Annotated in this window: 17 protein-coding genes; 4 read left to right on the top strand and 13 right to left on the bottom strand. The window is 68.7% G+C overall.

Annotated features, from left to right (window positions below; genetic code table 11):
• Window positions 1–24: 24 nt before the first annotated feature.
• The 5 genes from IG65_RS0106520 to IG65_RS0106500 all read right to left on the bottom strand — a co-directional run bounded on the left by IG65_RS0106520 (window position 25) and on the right by IG65_RS0106500 (window position 7,010).
• A complete protein-coding gene (locus IG65_RS0106520; protein ID WP_030513919.1) occupies window positions 25–1,761 on the bottom strand; it encodes an ABC transporter substrate-binding protein in 1,737 nt (578 codons plus the stop codon).
• Window positions 1,761–2,963 carry a protein translocase subunit SecF gene (gene secF, locus IG65_RS0106515; protein WP_030513918.1) on the bottom strand — a complete coding sequence of 401 codons (1,203 nt, stop codon included), beginning with the start codon at window positions 2,961–2,963 and terminating at the stop codon, window positions 1,761–1,763. The genes IG65_RS0106520 and secF overlap by 1 nt, the downstream gene beginning before the upstream one ends.
• Window positions 2,960–4,780, bottom strand: coding sequence for a protein translocase subunit SecD (gene secD, locus IG65_RS0106510; protein ID WP_030513917.1), 1,821 nt, complete (start codon window positions 4,778–4,780; stop codon window positions 2,960–2,962). Before secD ends, secF begins: the two co-directional genes overlap by 4 nt.
• Window positions 4,781–4,918: 138 nt before the next feature.
• Complete coding sequence (gene yajC / locus IG65_RS39745) at window positions 4,919–5,380, bottom strand: preprotein translocase subunit YajC (RefSeq protein WP_036523457.1); 462 nt, start codon at window positions 5,378–5,380, stop codon at window positions 4,919–4,921.
• Window positions 5,381–5,516: 136 nt separating this feature from the next.
• Complete coding sequence (locus tag IG65_RS0106500) at window positions 5,517–7,010, bottom strand: NAD(P)/FAD-dependent oxidoreductase (RefSeq protein WP_030513915.1); 1,494 nt, start codon at window positions 7,008–7,010, stop codon at window positions 5,517–5,519.
• A 70-nt stretch (window positions 7,011–7,080) separates the two neighbouring features.
• On the opposite strand from IG65_RS0106500, the gene IG65_RS0106495 reads away from it, so the two are divergent.
• Both IG65_RS0106495 and IG65_RS0106490 read left to right on the top strand, forming a co-directional pair.
• The gene (locus IG65_RS0106495; protein ID WP_369801480.1) at window positions 7,081–7,725 is read left to right on the top strand and encodes a TetR/AcrR family transcriptional regulator; all 645 of its coding nucleotides are present in this window, start codon (window positions 7,081–7,083) and stop codon (window positions 7,723–7,725) included.
• 10 nt (window positions 7,726–7,735) lie between these two features.
• The gene (locus tag IG65_RS0106490; protein ID WP_030513913.1) at window positions 7,736–8,260 is read left to right on the top strand and encodes a DivIVA domain-containing protein; all 525 of its coding nucleotides are present in this window, start codon (window positions 7,736–7,738) and stop codon (window positions 8,258–8,260) included.
• Between the two features lie 28 nt (window positions 8,261–8,288).
• Here IG65_RS0106490 and ruvB read toward each other — a convergent pair whose 3' ends face one another.
• From ruvB to IG65_RS0106470, 4 genes are all read right to left on the bottom strand, one after another.
• Window positions 8,289–9,428 (bottom strand): Holliday junction branch migration DNA helicase RuvB, encoded by a 1,140-nt coding sequence (ruvB, locus tag IG65_RS0106485; protein WP_231509072.1) that lies wholly within the window; start codon window positions 9,426–9,428, stop codon window positions 8,289–8,291.
• A 5-nt stretch (window positions 9,429–9,433) separates the two neighbouring features.
• The gene (gene ruvA / locus IG65_RS0106480) at window positions 9,434–10,039 is read right to left on the bottom strand and encodes a Holliday junction branch migration protein RuvA (protein ID WP_030513911.1); all 606 of its coding nucleotides are present in this window, start codon (window positions 10,037–10,039) and stop codon (window positions 9,434–9,436) included.
• Entirely contained in the window at window positions 10,036–10,605 is a 570-nt protein-coding gene (gene ruvC / locus IG65_RS0106475; protein ID WP_030513910.1) for a crossover junction endodeoxyribonuclease RuvC, read from the bottom strand. Before ruvC ends, ruvA begins: the two co-directional genes overlap by 4 nt.
• A gap of 122 nt (window positions 10,606–10,727) precedes the next feature.
• Complete coding sequence (locus IG65_RS0106470; RefSeq protein ID WP_030513909.1) at window positions 10,728–11,246, bottom strand: O-acetyl-ADP-ribose deacetylase; 519 nt, start codon at window positions 11,244–11,246, stop codon at window positions 10,728–10,730.
• A 144-nt stretch (window positions 11,247–11,390) separates the two neighbouring features.
• Between IG65_RS0106470 and IG65_RS0106460 the strand changes: the two genes are divergently transcribed.
• Window positions 11,391–12,869: an alpha/beta hydrolase family protein gene (locus IG65_RS0106460; protein ID WP_081879300.1), complete on the top strand. Its 1,479-nt coding sequence runs from the start codon at window positions 11,391–11,393 to the stop codon at window positions 12,867–12,869.
• A gap of 53 nt (window positions 12,870–12,922) precedes the next feature.
• Here IG65_RS0106460 and IG65_RS0106455 read toward each other — a convergent pair whose 3' ends face one another.
• From IG65_RS0106455 to IG65_RS0106440, 4 genes are all read right to left on the bottom strand, one after another.
• Window positions 12,923–13,675, bottom strand: coding sequence for a YebC/PmpR family DNA-binding transcriptional regulator (locus tag IG65_RS0106455; RefSeq protein WP_030513907.1), 753 nt, complete (start codon window positions 13,673–13,675; stop codon window positions 12,923–12,925).
• A gap of 122 nt (window positions 13,676–13,797) precedes the next feature.
• The gene (gene pdxT, locus IG65_RS0106450) at window positions 13,798–14,460 is read right to left on the bottom strand and encodes a pyridoxal 5'-phosphate synthase glutaminase subunit PdxT (RefSeq protein WP_030513906.1); all 663 of its coding nucleotides are present in this window, start codon (window positions 14,458–14,460) and stop codon (window positions 13,798–13,800) included.
• Window positions 14,461–14,527: 67 nt separating this feature from the next.
• Window positions 14,528–15,346, bottom strand: coding sequence for an acyl-CoA thioesterase II (locus tag IG65_RS0106445; RefSeq protein ID WP_030513905.1), 819 nt, complete (start codon window positions 15,344–15,346; stop codon window positions 14,528–14,530).
• 83 nt (window positions 15,347–15,429) lie between these two features.
• Window positions 15,430–16,863: an MFS transporter gene (locus tag IG65_RS0106440; RefSeq protein WP_030513904.1), complete on the bottom strand. Its 1,434-nt coding sequence runs from the start codon at window positions 16,861–16,863 to the stop codon at window positions 15,430–15,432.
• 185 nt (window positions 16,864–17,048) lie between these two features.
• Between IG65_RS0106440 and IG65_RS0106435 the strand changes: the two genes are divergently transcribed.
• Window positions 17,049–17,660 (top strand): hypothetical protein, encoded by a 612-nt coding sequence (locus IG65_RS0106435; RefSeq protein WP_030513903.1) that lies wholly within the window; start codon window positions 17,049–17,051, stop codon window positions 17,658–17,660.
• Window positions 17,661–17,700: the final 40 nt, after the last annotated feature.

Below are 17,700 nucleotides of genomic sequence, written 5' to 3'. Positions count from 1 at the left end.
CCCTCATCCAGCGTCCGAGGACGCTCACCGCCGCAACACCCAGCGGTCCATATTCCAGCCCGCACCGGCCTTGGTGGGGCTCGCGACCCCGTTCTCCAGCCCTTTCCCGAACGCTACGGTCCGAGGCGTGTTGAACAGCGGGATCGAGGGCATCTCGTTCCACAGCAGATTCTCGGCCTCGGTGTCCAGATTCAACACCGTCACCGAATTGTCGTCCGCCGCAAGCTGATCCGCGATCGCATCGTAACGCCCGTTGCCGAACCGCCCGAAATTCACACCCTGGCCGGTGCGCAACGCCGCGGTCGCCTCGATCCCCGGCAGGGAACCGGCGGGGCCCACGGCGGCCGCGGTGCCGCCGAGTACGGCGTCCACCTTGCCGGCGCCCAGTTCCGCGGGCGTGAAGTCCGCCGCACCGGCGTCGACGACGGTCACGCCCGCCGCCTTGCAGGCATCCGCGATCATCGCCACCGTGCGCGCACGACGGTCGTCGGGACTGCGATAGCCGATCCGGATCGTCGGATTGGCCACCCCGGCCGCGGACAGGGCGCGCTGCGCGCCCGGCGCGTCGCCCGCGCGATATTTGTCCGCCGGTCCCGTGATCGCCGGGTAGTACACCGAATCGGCCTGGACCGTGCGGGAATCGAGGGGCCCCGATCCCAGGCCGGACTTGTTGTCGAAACCCGGATGCCCCAGCGTGTCGAACAACGCCTGCCGCGGGACGCACAGTGCGAACGCGCGCCGGGCATCGGCGGAGGCGAAGACGCCCGCGGTGGACAGCACCAACTGCTCGGCGCCGCGGCCCGGTTCCTGATTCACCGAAAACTTGTTCAGGCTCAGGTCTTTCACCGAGCCCGCGCCGATGTCGACCACCTCGACGGAGTTGTCGGAGATCTTCTTCTTCAGGTCGGCGTTCTTGGGCCACACCACGATTCGGGGAGTGGCGGGCTTGTTGCCCCACCACTTGTCGTTCTTGACCAGCACCAAACCGTCACCGTCGCTGTAGGACTCGACGCGATACGGCCCCGACGAAGGCAGCAGGTCGGCGTTGATGTCACCGGATTTCAGATTCCAGCCGGTATTCCAGAACTGCGCCAGCCGGTCCAATGCGGCCTGGTCGCCGGACTGCACCGCCGCCACCACATTCGGCACACCCGCGGCCTTGGCCGCGATATGGGACGGCATCAGATCCCCGGCGTTGAACAGCGTCCGCCACGCCAGGAAGTGATGATCGGGCCGGAACACCACGGTGGCGTCCTTGGATCCGGGCTGGCATTCGACCCGCTCGATATCGGAGTAGCCGGTGGTGGAGGCGGCGTCGAACAGCGGAATCGCGCCGCCCGGGCCCGGTTTGGTGAATCGCCCACTGCGCGCGGCCCATTCGAGCACGAGATCGTCGCACGAGGTGGGTACGCCGTCGGAATAGACCGCGTCGCGGTTGAGCCGGTACCGGATGGTCTGCGCCTCGCCGGCCACCTCGTTCGCGGTGCCGACATCGGTGTCGGCGACGGGCTGGCCGTCCGGACCGGTGTAGTAGAACCCGGTCAGCACGCGGGCGAACAGCGCCGCGGAGCCGCCCGCGACACCGGCCGAACTCCCGCCGTTGTAGGTGGCCGGCACCGCGTCGACGGCATATCCGATGGACGGCACCTGGTTCTTGCTCGAACAACCCGCGATCACCCCGGTGAGCAGTGCACCGGCCGCGATCACACCGAATGTCCGCCGGAGCGTCCGCCGCACGCGATCCGACCCCCTTCGCCTCATCAGTGGGTTCTCTTGTGCCGCTTCCCGGTGGGCCGGGCACCGGGTCTCGGTGCGGCGGAACCGCTGTCGCGGGTGCGGGTGGCGACCGGGGCACCGGAGGTGCGACGACTCAGCGCCTCCCCCGTGCGGCTGGCATCGCCGGCGGCGCGCTTGGCGAGCACCTTGCGGGTGTGCGCGGCCACCGGGCCGAAGCGTTCCTTGATCGACACCAGCAGCGGCACGGCGAAGAAGATCGACGAGTAGGCGCCGACGATCATGCCGACCAGCTGCACCAGCGCGAGGTCCTTCAGCGTGCCCACACCGAGCAGCCAGACCGCGATCACCAGCATGCCGACGATGGGCAGAATGCCGATCACGGTGGTGTTGATCGAGCGCATCAGCGTCTGGTTGGCGGCGAGATTGGCCTGTTCACCATAGGTCCGCCGGGTCAGATGCAGAACGCCGCGGGTGTTCTCCTCGACCTTGTCGAACACCACGACGTTGTCGTAGAGCACGTAGCCCAGGATGGTCAGCAGACCGATCACCGCGGCGGGCGTCACCTCGAAGCCGACGATCGAATAGATGCCGGCGGTGACGATCAGGTTGAAGAACAGCGAGGCGATGGCGGCGATCGACATATCGCGTTCGAATCGAATGGCGATGTAGACCATCGTCAACAGGACGAACACCACCAGCGCGATGATCGCCTTGCGGGTGATCTGCCCACCCCAGGTCTCGCTGATCTCGGTGACGCTGATGACGCTGCGGCTGGCCGTACCGCTCGAATCCTTCGGGTGGTACTTCGTGAACAGCGCGTCCGCGATCTTGTCCTGCTGCGCGGAATCCAGTGTCTCGGAACGGATCTCGAAGGAGGCCGAGGAACCCGATCCGACCTTCTGCACGGTGACCGGGCTGTGTCCCAGGGCTTGGGAGTAGGTGTCCTCGACCGAGGTCGTGGTCATACCGCTGGTCGCCGGGATCTGGATCTTCGTACCACCGGCGAAATCGATGCCGAGGGTGAAGCCGCGCACCGCGATGCTCAGCACCGCGATCAGGACCAGCACGGCGGCGATGCCGTAGTACAGCTTGCGCCGGCCGACGATCCGGAAGCCGCCGGTACCGGTGTAGAGGCGTTCGAAGAATCCGTGCTTCGGCGCTTCCCCGGCGGGCAGCGACTCGTCCACGATCGGTTCCTCCAACACCTGACTGCGATTGTCGCTCATCGTGACCCCGTCCCTACGAGTGTGCCCGCCGCCTTACGCTCCCGCGCGATCTGCTGCACCGCGCCCAGACCGTTGACCGACGGCTTCGCCCAGAACGGCGAGCGCGAGGCCAGCATCATCAGCGGCGAGGTCACCAGGTAGAGCACCACCACGTCGAGCACGGTGGTGAGGCCGAGGGTGAACGCGAAGCCCTTCACCTGTCCGGCCGCCAGGATGTAGAGCACCACCGAGGCGATGAGGCTGACGGTCTTACCCGAGAGGTTGGTGCGCTGCGCCCGAGCCCAGCCGCGCGGGACGGCCGAGCGGAAACTGCGGCCCTCGCGCATCTCGTCCTTGATGCGTTCGAAGAACACCACGAACGAGTCCGCGGTCATACCGATACCGATGATCAGACCGGCGATACCGGCCAGGTCGAGGGTGAAATTGATCCACCTGCCGAGCAGCACGATGATCCCGTACACCGCCACACCCGAGGCCACCAGCGAGAAGCCGGCCAGGAAGCCGAGCATCCGGTAGTAGAGCAGGCAGTACAGCAGCACCGCGACCAAACCGATCGCACCGGCGATCAGACCGGCGTGCAGCGAGGCCAGGCCGAGGGTCGCCGACACCGTGGAGGCTTCCGAGACCTCGAACGACAGCGGCAGCGAGCCGTACTTCAGCGAGTTGGCGAGTTCCTTGGCGGTGGAGGCGTTGAACTGGCCGGTGATCTGGGTGGTACCGCCGAGCTGCGGCCCCTGCTGCACGACGGGCGCGCTGATCACCTTCGAGTCGAGGGTGAAGGCCACCTGCTTCTGCAGGTATTCCTTGGTGAGATCGGCCCACGCGTCGGCGTTCTTGAAGGTCAGATCGACCGCCCACTGCGACTGCTGGTTCAGCGACGAACTCGCATCCTTGATGTCCTGGCCGTCGATGCGCATCGGGGCCAGCAGGTACACCGCGTTGCCGTCCGACGAGCAGGTCACCAGCGGCAGCTTCGGATCGTCGTTACCGGCCAGCGGGTCGGGCTTGTGGCAGTCCAGTTGCTGGGCCGCCAGCTGCTGGACCTGCGGGTCGGTGCTCTGCCGCAGCGCACGCGCCGCGTCGATCTCCTGCTTGGCCTGTTGCTGCGGCGTCAGCGCCGGATTCGGCGCACCGGGCTCCGGAGAGGGTGTCGGAGCCGGAGCGGGCGTCGTCGGAGCCTGCGCCGGAGCCGGGAAGACCCGGTTCTGCGCGGTCGTGCCCGAGGATTCGCCGGTGCCGGACGTCTCACCCGAAGAGGCCGTACCCGAGGCGGTGCCGGATTCGTTCGACGGCTTCGACTCGGTACCGGGCGACGCACCCGGTGCGGGTGCCTGCCGGCCCGCACCCGGAGCCGGGGTGTTCGCCGGCGGGGTGCCGGGCTGCTCCGCGCCAGGAGCGGGCTCGCCACCGGTCTGGACCTTGCCGTCGGGCCCGACCGGGAGCGGCTGTCCGACCACCGGGCGGATGTACAGCTTGGCCGTGGTGGCCAGCGACTTCGCTTGCTGCCCGTCGCTGCCGGGCACGGTGATGACCAGGTTGTTGCCGTCGATCACCACCTCGGAACCGGCCACACCGAGGCCGTTGACCCGGGATTCGATGATCTGCTGGGCCTGCTTGAGGCTGTCCTTGCTCGGCTTACCGCCGTCGGGCGTGCGCGGGGTCAGCGTGACCTGGGTTCCACCCTGCAGGTCGATTCCCAGTTTGGGTTCCGGCGACTTGTCACCGGTGAAGAACACCAACGCGTAGATCACCGCGAGCAGCACGGCGTAGACGCCGAGCAGCCGCAGCGGATGCCCCGTTCCCTTGGAAGGTGGCACAGTACATATCTCCTAGGCGGTGAGGGTGGCGGCCGGAATTGCGGCATGACCTGCGAGCGCGGAGCACCGGCGAACGCTCGCCCACGGACACGCCGCACCGCCGTCGCGGCGGCGGAGCGCTGCGACGGCGGAAGCGGGTCAGTCTTTGCGCAGCCGGGCTGCGGTGTCCTCGACGGATTCCTCCACGCCGGAGGCCGAGGCCGAACCGTTGGCCCCCGAGCCGTTCGCGGAAGCCGAACCGTTCGTCCCGTTGGTGCCGGCAGTCTCCGCCGCGGGGGCGGCGATCGCCACGTCGCCGGACTCCTCGGTGTCGGAAGCCGCCTCGGCGGAGTCGGCGGTGTCGCCACCGGGGCGCACATCGCGGATGGCGGCGCGCAGCCAGGTGGTCACCACATCCTCGGCGATCTCCAGGTCGACGGTCTCCTCGTCGATGTCGACCACGGTGCCGTAGAGGCCGGAGGTGGTGGTGACCTGGTCACCGACCTTCACGCTCTCCTGCATATCGGCGACCTTCTGCGCTTCGCGCTTCTGGCGGCGGACACCGAGAAACATCGGTACGAGCAGAACTACCAGTAGCAGCGGAAACAGCAGGTTCGCCATCGTCGTAGTCGGTCCTAGTTTGGTGGGTTGGATGGGCTGTACCCACACAGTCTGCCAGCAACCTGGAATATCGCCACACCCGCGGTGCGCGCGGCGAGGTGCGCCACACCGGCGCGAACCCCGCCGCAGCGGCGCCTCAGGCGGCGGGCGCGCCGTAGACGTAGTCGTCGAGCGGGAAGTTCACCGCTTCGCGGTGGGTGGTGATCGTGCTGTTCGGGCGCAGCAGCGCGGCCTCGCCGTGCTGGTTGAAGTAGTAGCTGCGGGCCGTCGAGCAACTCCCGGCGTAGAAGACCGACGAGCCGAGCTTCTCGGTCACGTAGTCCAGGAAGCGCGCGTTGGCCTCTTCCCGCACCTCGAAGACCTCCTCACCGCGTCGGCGAGCCTCGCGCAGCAGCCGGTCCATATGCTTCATCTGCGCCTCGATGGTGGTGAAGTAGGACAGACCGCTGTAGGAATAGGGGCTGTTGAGGCTGAAGAAGTTCGGGAACTTCGGCACCGTGATGCCCTCGTAGGCCTGGAATCGGTTGTCGCGCCAGAACTTTCCGAGATTCACCCCGTCGCGGCCGATGATCTCGACGGCCGGGAAGTTCACATCCCAGAGATTGAAGCCGGTCGCGAGGATCAGCGTGTCGATCTCGGTCTTGTGCCCGTCCGCGGTCACGATGCCGTCGGCCTCGACATGGTCGATCGCATTGGTCTCGAGCCGCACGTGCGGTTCGTTGAAGGTCTTGAAGTAGGTGTTGGAGAAGGTGGGCCGCTTGCAGCCGAAGTCGTAGTGCGGCGTCAGCTTGTCGCGGGTCTCCTTGTCGCGCACCTGCGCGCGCAGATGCGCCTTCGCCAGCAGTGCGGCGCCCTTGTTGCCGAGTTTGGCCTGCTTGTAGTGCAGGACACCGGAGACCATCAGCAGTTCCAGAGCGCCGGTGTTGACCAGCCGCGCCGCTTTCTGGGTCACCGGCACCTTCTCGAACAGCTGTTGAACGCGCTTCGGGATGGCGGTGTCGACCTTGGGTACGACCCAGATCGGCGTGCGCTGGAAGACGGTCAGTTCCGCGACCTTCTTCGCGGCCTCCGGCACGAGCTGTACGGCGGTGGCGCCGGTGCCGATGACGGCGGCGCGCCGGCCGGTCAGATCGAAATCGTCCTCCCAGGCGGTGGTGTGGATGATCTTGCCGGCGAAGCTGTCGATGCCCGGGAACGGCGGGGTGTAGGGCTGAGACAGGAATCCGGTCGCGGTGAGCAGATAGCGCGCGGTGAGGGTTTCGCCACCCTCGACCGACACCACCCAGTACGCGTGTTCGGAATCCCATCGAGCGCCGCCGACGACCTGGTTGAACCGCATCCGGCGGCGCAGGTCGTATTTGTCCGCGATGTGCTCGGCGTACTTCTTGAGCTCGGCGCCCGGGGCGAACAGCCGCGACCAGTGCGGATTCGGTTCGAACGAATACGAGTAGGTCACCGAGGCGATATCGACGGCCAGGCCCGGGTAGTGGTTGACGTGCCAGGTCCCGCCCAGGCCGTCCTCGCGCTCGAGGATCACGAAATTCTTCAGACCGAGACGATCCAGCTGAATTCCGGCCCCCATACCGCCGAATCCCGCACCGACCACCACGGCGTCGTACTGAGGTGCCACGCCGAACCTCCCTGTTACCTGACGTATCTGGTACGGAATGACACATCATTCCGTTGCGGAACACCGTATCATCGGGTCCGTGCCGAAGCCATCCACACATCTGGAGCGACGCAAGGCCGAACTGCGGCAACAGATCATCGACACCGCCTTCGCCTGCTTCGCCGACAAGGGCTATCACGCCACCGGAATCGCCGATATCGCCACGGCCCTCGGAATCGGGCACGGGACGTTCTATCGCTACTTCGAGAACAAGCGCGACATCATCGACCACGTGATCGACGATCTCGCCGCGCGGATCATCGAGGCGCTCGGAACGGAGAACGCCCCCGACGCGGCGACCTCGCTCGCCGATTACCGGCGTCAGCTGGACCGCATCGGCGTCGCGCTGCACCGGATCTTCCTCGAAGACCGCCGGGTCGCGCAGTTGCTGCTGTTCCAGGCGACCGGCATCGATCCGGAGTTGACGATGCGGCTCTACGGCCTGCTCGACACCGCCGACGCGCTGACCACCGGATATCTCGAGCACGGTGTGGAATTGGGCTATCTGCGGGCCGACCTCGACGCCGCCAATACGGCCAAGGCGGTGACCGGCATGCTGCTCGCGGCCATCGTGCACGGCCTGCGCGATCCCGATCCGGAGTCGACCGCCGGACTGGCCCAGGCGATTCCGCGATTGTTGATCGACGGGGTGCGCGCCGGCCGAGCGGTGTTGTAACAATGTGCGGGTGACGCCGGAGTATGTGCGAGGGATCCGTTTCGGCCGGGCCCCGATCGGGCACCGCGGCTACGACCCCGCCGAGGTCGACGCGTTCTGCGCCGCCCTCGCCGATGCCTTCGCGGGCCGGGCCATTGTGAGCGCGGCCGCCATTCGCGGACACGAATTCGGCCTGGCCGCTCCCGGCCGCCGCGATTACGACCGCGACGAGGTGGACGCATTTCTCGATCGCGCCTGCGTGGCGCTGGAATCCGCGCGCTACGGCCCGGCCCGGCCGCAGGTGGCGTGGCCGCCGTCGCCGGAATATGTTTCCCGGCTGCGGTTTTCGGCACCGCCGCTGGGCCGGAGCGGATATGTCGCCGACGAGGTCGACGCGTTCCGCGAGCGCGTCGCCGCGCTACTGGCACAGGCCGCGACGGGATGGGACGCGGCGGCGATCCGCCCCGCATTCGGCACCGCCGCGGCAGGGGTCCGGGCCTACCACCGCGGCGAGGTGGATGCCTTCGTGGATGCGGTCGCGGCGCTGGTGAGCTGACGCGATCGAACCGCCGGGCCGGACGGGATCAGTCGAACAGGTCGAGGGTGGGCTGGACTTCGCGGCCTCGGACCTCGATAGATCCGAAAACCAGATCCGGCGGCGGCACCAGGCCCAGATGCTCCCAGGCGGCGGCGGTGGCGACCCGCCCCCGCGGGGTGCGCGCGACCATACCGGCGCGAACCAGGAACGGTTCGCACACCTCCTCGACGGTGGCGGCCTCCTCCCCCACGGCCACCGCCAGCGTCGACACACCGACCGGGCCGCCGCCGAAGCCGCGGACCAGCGCGCCCAGGACCGCGCGGTCGAGCCGGTCCAATCCCAGCGAATCCACGTCGTAGACCGCCAGCGCGGCCTTGGCGATGTCCCGGGTGACCAGGCCGTCGGCCCGTACCTCGGCATAGTCGCGGACCCGGCGCAGCAGCCTGTTGGCGATGCGAGGTGTACCCCGGGAGCGGCCGGCGATCTCGGCCGCCGCATCGGTTTCGATGCGCACGCCGAGGATCGCCGCCGAGCGCTGCAGAATGCGCTGCAGTTCCTCGGGCTCGTAGAAGTCCATATGGCCGGTGAAGCCGAAGCGGTCGCGCAGCGGGCCGGTCAGCGCGCCCGAGCGCGTGGTGGCGCCGACCAGGGTGAACGGCGCGATCTCCAAGGGGATCGAGGTCGCTCCCGGTCCCTTGCCGACCACGACGTCGACCCGGAAATCCTCCATCGCCAGGTACAGCATCTCCTCGGCCGGCCGGGCCATGCGGTGGATCTCGTCGATGAACAGCACGTCGCCCTCGACGAGATTGCTCAGCATCGCGGCCAGGTCACCGGCGCGTTCCAGAGCCGGTCCGGATGTGATGCGCAGCGCGGTACCGAGTTCGGCGGCGATGATCATCGCCATACTGGTCTTGCCGAGCCCGGGCGGGCCGGACAGCAGGACGTGGTCGGGGGTACCGCCGCGCTGGGTCGCACCGCGCAAGACCAGGGCGAGTTGCTCGCGCACCCGGGGCTGGCCGATGAAGTCGTCCAGGGATTTCGGGCGCAGGCCGGCCTCGATGTCGCCGTCGGAGGTCAGGTAGTTCGCGGTGACCGCGGATTCGCCGCCGTCCGCACCGGTGCCGATTTCGTCGGTGCCGGGAGCGATACCGTCACTGCCGGAAGGCAATTCGTCGTCGTGCATCGGCGTCACCGATTCCGGCCGAGGATCGCCAGTGCGGCCCGCAGCGCCTGCGAGGTACCCAGTTCGGGCTGTTCGGCGAGGACGCCGTCGACGGCGGGCTCAGCCTGCTTCACCGGGAACCCGAGACCGGTCAACGCCTCCACGACCTGATCACGCACCGGGGTGACGACCGGGGTGGGCGCCGCGCCGGGCGGGGCGGACTGCACGGGAACCAGATTCACCTTGTCGCGCAATTCGACCACCATGCGCTCGGCCCCGCGTTTACCGATGCCCGGTACCCGGGTCAGTGCGGCGACGTTGCTCTCCGCCAAGGCTTTTCGCAGCGCCTCGGGCTCGAGCACCGCCAGCACCGCCATCGCCAGCCGGGGACCGACACCGGAGACGGTCTGCAGCAGCCCGAACAGATCGCGCGCCTCGGTATCGGCGAAGCCGTACAGCGTCATCGAATCCTCGCGCACGATCATCGCGGTGTAGAGGCGGGCCTCGTCGCCGCGGGTGAGACCGGCCAGCGTGGAGGGGGTGGCGTTGAGCCGGTATCCGACGCCCGCGGCCTCCAGCACCGCGTGGTCGAGCCCGATCTCGAGCACCTCACCGCGCACCGACGCGATCACCTGGTCACCGCCTTTCGTTGCTGGGCAAGCCTTTCGGCGTATCTGCGCCGCGCCTGTTCGGCCTGGGCCTCCGCCTTCGCCATCCGCTCCAGCATCGGCGCCCGCCAGCAGTGGCAGATCGCCAGCGCCAGGGCGTCGGCCGCGTCCGCCGGTTTCGGCGCCGTCTGCAAGCCTAGGATGCGGGTCACCATCGCCGTCACCTGAGCCTTGTCCGCGGACCCGTTGCCGGTCACCGCCGCTTTGACCTGGCTCGGAGTGTGGAAGGCGACGGGTATGCCGCGCCGCGCGGCGGCCAGCGCGATCACCCCGCCGGCCTGTGCGGTGCCCATCGCGGTGCGGACGTTGTGCTGGGAGAAGACCCGCTCGATCGCGACCGCCTCGGGCCGATGGGTGTCCATCCAGTGCTCGGCGGCGTCGGCGACGCCCAGCAGCCGCTGCGCGAGGTCCATATCGGCCGGTGTCCGCACGACGTCGACGTCGAGCGCGGTGACCTGCCGCCCCAGACCGCCCTCGACGATGCTCAGGCCGCACCGGGTGAGCCCGGGGTCGACACCCATCACCCGCACGAAAATGCACCCCTGTCGATTCGCGAACAATTGTTCGAAGTCTAACCGAAAGCCCCCGTACCGGCGGCCACCGACACGGAGCCCGGACGCCGCGACCCCGCGCCGCGGAGCGACGAATCCGGCTATTCCAGTGCGGCCAGCGCGGACTCGAACACCCGATGCGCGGTCGCGCCGAACAGGACGAAACGGATCTCGGCGGCGCCGGTACGCGCCGTCCGGACGGTGTCGAGGGCGATCCGGGCGCCGTCGTCGAGAGGCCAGCCGTAGACGCCGGTGGAGATCGCCGGGAAGGCGATAGTGCGGGCACCCAATTCCTCTGCGACACGCAGGGATTCGCGGTAGCAGGAGGCCAGCAGGCCGGAGCGGTCGTGTTTCGCCGCCCAGACCGGGCCGACGGTGTGGATAACCCAGCGGGCGGGAAGGTTGCCGGCCGTCGTCGCCACGGCCGCCCCGGTGGGCAGGCCGTCGGGATAGGTTGTCGCCCGCAACTGCTTGCAGGCGGCGAGGATGTCGGGTCCGCCGCGGCGGTGGATCGCACCGTCGACCCCTCCGCCGCCCAGCAGCCCGGAGTTGGCGGCGTTGACCACGGCGTCCACGTCTTGTTCGGTGATATCCCCGCGCACCAGCACGATCTCGGCCATATGCCCCATTGTGCCGCGCGGGGCTCGCGCGGCGCCGGACTTCGACCCCATCTTCGCCGGCCGCCCGGCCGGACCGGACTCCGAGCGAGTTCACAGGGTTTCTCGAGGAACGCCACCGACAATTACGCCGTGTTCCCAGCGCCCATGGATGTGCCGACGCCCGCGCCGACCGCCCCCGCGCCGACCGCCGCCCCCGCAGTGGCGCCGCCTCCGCCACCTCAGCTCCCCTCGGCGAAACTGAACCCCTACAACGGTTTTCATCACGGCGTCTCGCTGCTGCACGGCTGGCTGCCGCTGACCATCGAGGTCGTCGCCGCCGTCCTGCTCGTGGTCGCCGTCGTGCGCTGGGGCCGGCGGTGGTGGCTGATCCGGGTGCCGATCTGCCTCGCCCTCGGCGTGGTGGCCGCCTTCGCCGCCCGCACCGTGATGAACAACGAGGGCCTGGCCTCCGATCCCGCTCCGGTGCGGCTGTGGATCTGGGTGGGCGCGGCGGTCGCCGCGATCGCGCTGGTGGTCGTCGGCTGGCCGGGCGCGCGGTGGTGGCACCGTACCGCCGCGATCGTGGCGGTGCCGTTCGCGGTCGCCAGTTCGGCGGTGGTGCTCAACCAGTGGGTGGGCTACTACCCGAGTGTGCAGTCGGCGTGGAATGCGCTGACGGCCGGGCCGCTGCCCCACCAGACCGATCAGGACGAACTCGCCGCGATGCGCAACAGTCACCCCGCGAACGGCGTGGTGGTGCCGATCGACACCGGCGACGGCGCCAGCGGGTTCAAGCACCGCACCGAATACGTCTACCTGCCACCGGCGTGGTTCGCCGGGCCCACCCCGCCCGCCCTGCCGGCGGTGATGATGATCGGCGGCGAATTCAACACTCCCGCCGACTGGTTGCGCAGCGGCCAGATCATGCCCGCCATCGACGCCTTCACCGCGGACCACGCCGGCAGCGCCCCCGTCCTGGTCTTCGTCGACTCCTCGGGCAGCTTCAACAACGACACCGAATGTGTCGACGGGCCGCGCGGCGCCGCCGCCGACCACCTCACGAAAGATGTTGTGCCGTATGTGGACTCGCGTTTCGGCGTGCCGGCCGACCCGGCGAAGTGGGCGGTGGTCGGCTGGTCGATGGGCGGTACCTGCGCCACCGACCTGACCGTGATGCATCCGGAACTGTTCCACACCTTCGTCGACATCGCGGGCGACCTCGGCCCGACCTCCGGCACCAAGGAGCAGACGATCTCCCGCCTCTACGGCGGCGACGCGGCCGCCTACGACCGCTTCGACCCGTTGACGGTGATGGCGAAACACGGCCCCTATACCGATGTCGCCGGACTGTTCGACGATCTGACGCCGCCGCACCGCCCGGACCGCACCGGTAAGGACGCCGGCGGCCGGTTCCACCTGCCGCAGGTCGACGAGAGCCGCATCGGCGTCGGCGGCCAGGACGGCGTCATGGATACCGGCGAGGTCGGGGCCGCCGAGAAACTGTGTGGTCAGGGCCGCGCGGTCGGCATCGAGTGCACCATCCACACCACTCAGGGCGGGCATACCTGGCAGTTCGCGGCGGCCGCGTTCACCTCGTCGCTGCCGTGGGTGTCGGCGCGGCTCGGACTGCCCGTGCACACCTGATCACACGCCGCGGGCCGCCGCCGGTCTCCGGCAGCGGCCCGCGGCGGTACGGATCAGGCGTCGAGTTCGGCGAGGACCTCGTCGGAGACGTCGACGTTGGTGTACACGTTCTGCACGTCGTCGCTGTCCTCGAGCGCGTCGACGAGTTTGAACACCTTGCGGGCGCCGTCGGCGTCGACCGCCACCGACACCGAGGGCTGGAAGCCGGATTCGGCTGAGTCGTAATCGATTCCGGCCTCCTGCAGCGCCGTGCGCACGGCGATCAGGTCGCTGGGGTCGCTGATGATCTCGAACGAATCACCGAGGTCGTTGACCTCCTCGGCGCCCGCGTCGAGCACCGCGGTCAGCACGTCGTCCTCGCTGAGCCCGTTCTTCTCCAGCGTGACGATGCCCTTGCGGTGAAACAGGTAGGCGACCGACCCGGGGTCGGCCATATTGCCGCCGTTGCGGGTCATGGCCACGCGCACCTCACCGGCGGCGCGATTACGGTTGTCGGTGAGGCATTCGATCAGCACCGCAACACCATTGGGCCCGTAGCCCTCGTACATGATGGTCTGCCAGTCGGCGCCGCCGGCCTCTTCACCACCGCCGCGCTTGCGGGCGCGTTCGATGTTGTCGTTGGGAACCGACGACTTCTTCGCCTTCTGGATGGCGTCGTAGAGAGTCGGGTTTCCGCCAGGATCACCACCGCCGGTACGCGCCGCGACCTCGATGTTCTTGATCAGTTTCGCGAACATCTTGCCGCGCTTGGCATCGATCACGGCCTTCTTGTGCTTGGTGGTGGCCCATTTGGAGTGGCCGCTCATTCCCTACTTCCTTCAGGTCGGTGTGCTCGAGGCCCGGGCAGATTCGCGATCTGCGTTCCGGCGATCGCTGTGCAGTCTACTGCCCGGTCCGCCATCGCCCGGCCGGGGTGCGCGGCGAACGGTCAGGTACCGGCGGCCACCGCGGCCCGGACCGAGTCGACGAACAGGCGATGCACGCGCAGATCGCCGGTCACCTCGGGATGGAACGAGGTCGCGATGACCGAGCCCTGCCGGACCGCCACGATCCGGCCCGCCGCCTCCTGCGGGTCGCCCACCGACGGGCCCTCGGCGACCACGGTCCCCGGCCGCGGCCGGTGCGGAACCCGGGCCAGGACCTCGACGCCGTCGCCGACGCGTTCGACCCAGGGCGCCCGGATGAACACCGCGCGGATGGGCTCGTCGAGTCCGGTGAAGTCGAGATCGGTTTCGAACGAATCGACCTGACGTCCGAAGGCGTTGCGCCGCACCGTCATATCGATGCCCGACAGCGACTGCGCGTCGGGACGGGTGTCGAGCACCTCCGACGCCAGCAGGATCATCCCGGCACACGAACCGAAGGCCGGCATGCCCGCGCGCAGCCGCGCCCGCAGCGGTTCCAGCAACCCGAACACCTCGAGCAGTTTGCTGATCGCGGTGGATTCGCCGCCCGGCAGCACGAGCGCGTCGACGGACTCGAGTTCCGATTCCCGTCGCACACTCACCGGTTCGGCATCGCACGCGGCCAGCGCGTGGAAGTGCTCCCGCACGTCACCCTGCAGAGCCAGCACGCCAATGGTCGGTTTCACGGCACGAGCATACGAGTCGCGCGGCGCGGACGCGGCCCGCGGCCACCGCCGTTGTGGCGCCGCTCACCTACCGCCGCAGTTTGCGGATGAGCCCTTCCTGCACGACCTGGGCGACGAACTGTCCGCGCTGGTTGAAGATCCGCCCGCTGGTGAGCGCGCGGCCGTAGCCCGCGGACGGGGAATTCTGGTCGTAGAGCAGCCATTCGTCGGCACGGAAGGGGCGCAGGAACCACATCGCGTGGTCGAGCGACGCGTCCTGGGTCGGTTCGTCGCGGTGGGTGACCTTCGACGAACCGAGCAGGGTCATATCGCTCATGTAGGCGAGGGTGCAGACGTGGAACAGCGGGTCGTCGGGCAGCGGGTGCCGGTAGCGGAACCAGACCTGCTGCTGGGAGGCCAGGCCGTCGCGCCGGACCACCTCTTCCTGCGGCACCAGCCGGATGTCCCAGTGCTCCCATTCGCGCATGAGCCACAGCCGCTCCGGGCTCATCGACGCGCGTTCGTCCGGAATGTCCTGCGGCAGTGGAACTTCCGGCATCCGGTCCTGATGTTCGGGGCCCTCGTCGCCGACATGGAAGGACGCCGACATGGTGAAGATCGCCTCGCCGTCCTGGACGCCGGTGACGCGTCGGGTGCAGAACGAGCGCCCCTCGCGAATGCGTTCCACCAGATACACGGTCTGCTCGGCGGGATTGCCGGGGCGCAGGAAGTATCCGTGCAGCGAATGAACCTCGAAGCGCGGTTCCACGGTGCGTACGGCCGAGACCAGCGCCTGCCCGGCAACCTGACCGCCGAATGTGCGCGCCAGCTGGGACTTGGTGATCGCGCCGCGGAAGATGTCCCGCTCGAGCCGCTCGATCTCCAGTGCCTCTTCGATCGTCGCCATGTACCGTCCTTCCGCCACGTGCCCCGCTCAGGCTAAGCGATGGCGAACCCGCCCCGGCGCGCGACTCTCCGCCGTGACACCGCTCACGACGCCCGCTCGCCCTGCGATCCGATCAGTTCCCTCGCCTCCTCCGCGGACCGCGCGGCCGGCGCCGAGCCCCACATGTGCCGGCCGTTGGGCTCCTGCAGGAAGTACACCGAGACCGCGCCCACCAGGCCGGCGATGATCAGGTAGTACGCCGGCCAGTTCAGATCGCCGGTCGCACCCACGAGCGCGCCGACCACCACCGAGGTGGTGCCGGCGAACAGCGAGACCGCGACGTTGAACGACACCGACAGCCCCGCGCCGCGCACCTTCGTCGGGAACAGCGACGGCAGGGTGGACGGCATGGTCGCGCTGAAGCAGATGAGGGTCAGGCCCATCATGAGCAGGCCCAGGAACACGGCGAAGGCGTTGTCGGTGCGCACCAGCAGGACCATCGGAAACGCCAGCACCAGCAACGCGACGATCCCGGCCCAGATGATCGGTTTGCGTCCGACCCGGTCCGAGATCAGGCCGATCACCGGGATGGCCAGCAGCGCGATGGTCATCACCGCGATCTGCAGCCACTGCGACGCCGAGGAGGACACGCCGCCGCCGGTGCTGTCGGGCACGGTCGAGGTGACGTAGGTCGGCATATAGGAGGTGAGCATGTAGTTGGTGACATTCCAGACGACCACCAGGCCCATGCAGACCAGCACGTACGGCCACAGCCGGGCCAGGATCTTCGCTTCCTCGCCGGTCTTGTTCGCTTTCTCCCGCTCCTCGGATTCCTTCTCCAGGGCGGCGAAGGCCGGGGTGTCGGCAAGCCGCATCCGCAGATAGACGCCGACCACACCCAGCGGCAGCGCGACGAAGAACGGCAGCCGCCAGCCCCACGACAGCAGCTGCTCGTCGGTGAGGGTGGCGTCGGCGAGCGTGACCACCAAGGCGCCCAGCAGATATCCGGTGAAGGTGCCGAATTCCAGCCAGCTGCCGAGGAATCCGCGCCGCCGGTCGGGTGCGTATTCGGCGATGAAGGTCATGGCGTTGCCGTATTCGCCGCCGGTCGAGAAACCCTGCAGCAACCGCGCGCACAACAACAACATCGGCGCCCAGATCCCGATCGTGTTCTGATCCGGGATACAGCCGATGGCGAACGTGCCGGCCGCCATCAGGATCATCGTGGTGGCGAGCACCTTGTTGCGGCCGATGCGGTCGGCCAGCGGCCCGAAGAACATGCCGCCGAACGGGCGGACGAGGAACGCCACCGCGAACAGGCCGAAGGTGGCGATCGTGCCGGCGGTGTCCCCGAGATGGGAAAAGAACACGTCCTTGATGGTCGGCTCGAAATACGCGTAGACGCCGAAGTCGTACCACTCGGTGATGTTGCCGATACTCGCGGCGCCGATCGCCCGCCGGATGATCGGCGGATCGGTGACGACGATGTCGTCGAGCGACCACCGCCTCGGACGTTCACGCGGGACCAGCACCGCCACGGACCACGACCTCCTCGAGTTCACGACAATCGTCGATCACCGGCGCCGGCGGGGCTCCGCGGAGGGTGCTCGATCGCCTCGCAGGTACCGCCGTGCCCGAAATCGACCCGCCCAGGCTATGTGATGGCAAACCCGGTCGCCGGGCGACTCTCCGGGATCCGCGCGGTGACGGGCATGATAGGCGGATGCCCGCATACGAACCGATCGCCGTGGACGGGCTGGTCGAGCGGGTCGCCGCGGCCGCTCTCGCCCTGCCGGGCCCGGTCGTGGTGGCCGTCGACGGCGCCGACGGTGCGCACCCGCGACAACCGGCGGACCGGATCGTCGAACGGATCCGCACGCGGGGGCGCCCGGCCGAGCGGGTCTGGTTGCACGACTTCGTGCGCCCGGCATCGCTGCGGCTGGAGTTCGGGCGCGACGAGATGACCTATCGCACAGCCTGGTTCGACTACGCCGCCCTGGATCGTGAAGTGCTGGAAGCGGTACGCGGGCGCGGGCGGTGGCTGCCCGCGCTGTGGGACGAAGTCGAGGATCGGTCCGCGCGGGCGCGCATGCAGCCCGCCGAACCGGGTCTCGTCCTGGTGGTCGCGGGGCCGATGTTGCTCGGCCGGGGTTTGGATTTCGACGTCACCGTGCGGCTGCAGATGTCGGAATCGGCACTGCTGCGCCGAACCGACCCCGCGGACCGGTGGACCGTGCCCGCGCTGCTGCGCCATGATCGCGAGCACGACGACATGCCCACCTTCGATGTGCGCTGGGATCATCCGGACCGCCCGGCGGTGCGCACCGGATCCTGATCTGCGTCGGTCCCGAACCGAATGCGCAGGGGCGCAGCGG

The sequence above is a fragment of the Nocardia sp. NRRL WC-3656 genome, from assembly GCF_000720265.1.
GTDB classification, from domain to species: Bacteria; Actinomycetota; Actinomycetes; order Mycobacteriales; family Mycobacteriaceae; genus Nocardia; species Nocardia nova.
Note: the sequence above shows the minus strand (reverse complement) of the source record. Positions and strands in the feature narration are given on the sequence as shown.